Raw genomic sequence first — 3,002 nt, forward strand, 5'->3', positions numbered from 1 at the left:
TTATCTTGACTCCGTCTACTATTACAGTTTTTGTCGAGGAAGAAACAAAAGTATAGTCTTTTCTGGTTATTTCTGAAGGTGCTAAGTCTATGATGCTGTCTTTAAATATCTTGATATGCTCGGGAGTGGTACCGCAGCATCCACCAAGTAAATTTACACCCATATTTTTGATTTTATTCATTGTAAGGGAATAATCTTCAGGACTCAAGTCGAATACTGTTTTTTCATCAACAATTTTTGGAAGTCCAGCATTTGGTTGTATTATTATATTGCTTGAAGAATATTTGACCATTTCTTCAATGAAAGGAAGCATTTCCTCAGGACCAAATGAACAGTTTAATCCTATGACGTCTGTTCCTAGGGATTCAAGTATGGATACTATGGTTACTATGTCCGTACCTGTAAGGGTTCTTCCGTTTTCCTGAAGGGTCATGCTGCAGATGACGGGAAGGTCTGTGTTTTCCTTGGCTGCCAGCACGGCTGCCTTTGCTTCGTATATGTCTGTCATTGTTTCTATTAAAATCAAGTCACAGCCTGCTTCGCTGCCTGCTGCTATAAGTTCCTTAAAGGTTTCATAAGCAAAATCAAAATCATATTCAGTATCGTTGTTTATTAAAACGCCTATGGGACCTATGTCAAGTGCGCAATAGGCATCTGTTGACATTTTCACAAGGTTGATGCCTTTTTTTACGACTTCTTCAACACTGTGTCCTGATTTTTTAAGTTTATATCCATTGGCACCAAATGTATTTGATGTAATTATATCGGCTCCTGCAGCTGTGTAGTCTCTGTAAATATCTTTTATTAAATCGGGATGGGTAATATTAAGTAGCTCTGGATTAATTCCAGCATCTTCGATTCTTTTTTGTATTTCAGTACCCATGGCTCCATCGAGAATCATTATTTTTTTATTTAAATCATTTAAAAAATTAGACATATATACCTACCAGTTCATATTTTTGAATATTTTTTTTGCAACTTCAGGTTTGTTCATTACGTAAAGATGGAATCCGTCAACTCCAAAATCATTCAGTTCTTCCATCTGTTTGCAGGCATATTCTATTCCTGCGTCCATCATGGATTTATTGTCGTTTTCGTATTTTTCCAACAGTATATTAAGCTTGTCTGGAATGGAAGCACCGCTTAAAGCTGTTATTCTTTTTATCTGTTTTGCATTTGTAACAGGCAATATACCCATAGTAATTGGTACATTTAGATTTTTTTTCGCGATTTTATTCTTGAAAGTATAGTACTTTTCGTTGTTGAAAAATAATTGGGTTATGAGAAAATCTGCACCCATTTCAACTTTTCGACAAAGATTATTTATATCCTTGTCAAGACAATCACATTCCATATGACCTTCAGGATAGCATGCTGCTGCAGAAGAAATATCATATTCACTTGACTTTACATATTGAATAAGATCAGAGGCATACTGGAAGTGAAGGGGATCGGGGAATTCGAAGTTTGGATCTGATGGAAGATCTCCTCTTAGCGCTAAAATGTTTTTTAGTTTTTTTTCTTCTATTGACCTTAGAATATGGTCTATCTTATCCTTTGTTGAAGTTATGCATGTAAGATGGGGCATAGCTTCAATTGTATACTTTTCCTTGATATATTGGGCAATGTCGATTGTATAGTTGTTGTTTGTATTTCCAGAAGCTCCATAGGTAACTGAAATAAAATCAGGTCTGAAAACTGCGAGTTCGTCTATTACATCAAGGAGTTGTTTCAAATTTATGGCTTTATTCGGAGGAAAAATTTCAAATGATATTACTTTGTCTTTTTTATTGAATTTATCTATTATGTTCATTTTTACCACCTCTACAATATTTATATTCTATTATAATAAATAATCACATTAATTTAAAGAAAATTAATAAAGTTATAACATATTTTTGGACTTATGTCAAAAACTGCAGCACTAATATTTGTAGAGCTTACGGATTGTTGTAAAAAAATATAGGACCTCAGGTTATATCCGAGTATCCTATATTTGTTCTTTGGTTATAGTTTGGGGAAGTTGAAATATGTTTTAATGCTTACTTAGTACCAAACAGTCTGTCGCCGGCATCTCCAAGTCCTGGAACTATGTAAGACTTTTCATTAAGACCATCGTCTATTGAAATAGTGTATATTTCAATGTCTGGGTGGTATTTAAGTACTTCATCAATTCCGGTTTCTGTTGCTACAAGAATCATTGCCTTTATGTTCACAGCGCCTCTGTTCTTAAGCATTGTAATTGCATCCCTAAGAGATCCTCCAGTTGCCAGCATTGGATCAGTTACGATTACAAGTCTTTTGGAAATGTCAGAAGGCAGCTTGCAATAGTATTCGATTGGTTCGATTGTTTCTTCGTTTCTGTATAATCCAATATGTCCAACTTTGGCATTAGGTATAAGGCTTAACATTCCTTCTACCATACCCAATCCTGCTCTCATGATAGGTACAATGGCTATATCAAGACCACTTAGGCGTTTACCTGTAGTCTTACATATTGGAGTTTTAATTTCAACATCTTCAATGGGAAGGTTTCTCGTAACTTCAAAAGCCATAAGCATGGAGACTTCGTTGACTAGTTCTCTGAAATCTTTTGATGATGTATTCTCGTTTCTTAACATTGTTAATTTATGCTGTATCAAGGGATGTTTAATCAGTGTTACATTCTCTTTCATCGTGCACCTCTCAAATTTACTAATATATATTATATACATTGGTCGAATAATGTCAATTGAATGTTTACATTTTATTTTATTAATTATATAATTCTCTTGGTGATGATAATGATAAGCAACGGAATAGACATAGTTGAAGTTAAAAGAATAGAGAAACTAATAAAAAACGAGAAGTTTCTAAAGAGGATTTATTCCACTTCTGAAATTGAATATCTCAAATCAAGAAAATTCAAGGCAACAACAGCTGCAGGCATTTTTTCCGCCAAGGAAGCTGTAAGCAAATGCATAGGAACGGGAATAGCAGGATTCAATTGGGATGAGATTGTA

General features: G+C 34.4%; 4 protein-coding genes. 1 reads left to right on the forward strand and 3 read right to left on the reverse strand.

Features of this window, described 5'->3' with window-relative positions:
- The 3 genes from AC3AX0_RS10465 to upp all read right to left on the reverse strand — a co-directional run.
- The coding region (locus tag AC3AX0_RS10465) for a homocysteine S-methyltransferase family protein (RefSeq protein WP_487550235.1) at positions 1-937 on the reverse strand (937 nt) is incomplete at its 3' end.
- 6 nt (positions 938-943) lie between these two features.
- Positions 944-1,813, reverse strand: coding sequence for a methylenetetrahydrofolate reductase [NAD(P)H] (gene metF, locus AC3AX0_RS10470; protein ID WP_487550236.1), 870 nt, complete (start codon positions 1,811-1,813; stop codon positions 944-946).
- Between the two features lie 229 nt (positions 1,814-2,042).
- A complete protein-coding gene (upp, locus tag AC3AX0_RS10475; protein WP_487550237.1) occupies positions 2,043-2,675 on the reverse strand; it encodes a uracil phosphoribosyltransferase in 633 nt (210 codons plus the stop codon).
- Positions 2,676-2,783: 108 nt separating this feature from the next.
- On the opposite strand from upp, the gene AC3AX0_RS10480 reads away from it, so the two are divergent.
- On the forward strand, positions 2,784-3,002 hold a 219-nt coding region (locus tag AC3AX0_RS10480), incomplete at its 3' end, for a holo-ACP synthase (RefSeq protein WP_487550238.1).

Source organism: Dethiosulfatibacter sp. (genome assembly GCF_983023055.1).

Coding starts and splice junctions, on each gene's coding strand:
- metF (WP_487550236.1), bottom strand. CDS start 1,813: ATGAACATAATAGATAAATTCAATAAAAAAGACAAAGTAATATCATTT.
- upp (WP_487550237.1), bottom strand. CDS start 2,675: ATGAAAGAGAATGTAACACTGATTAAACATCCCTTGATACAGCATAAA.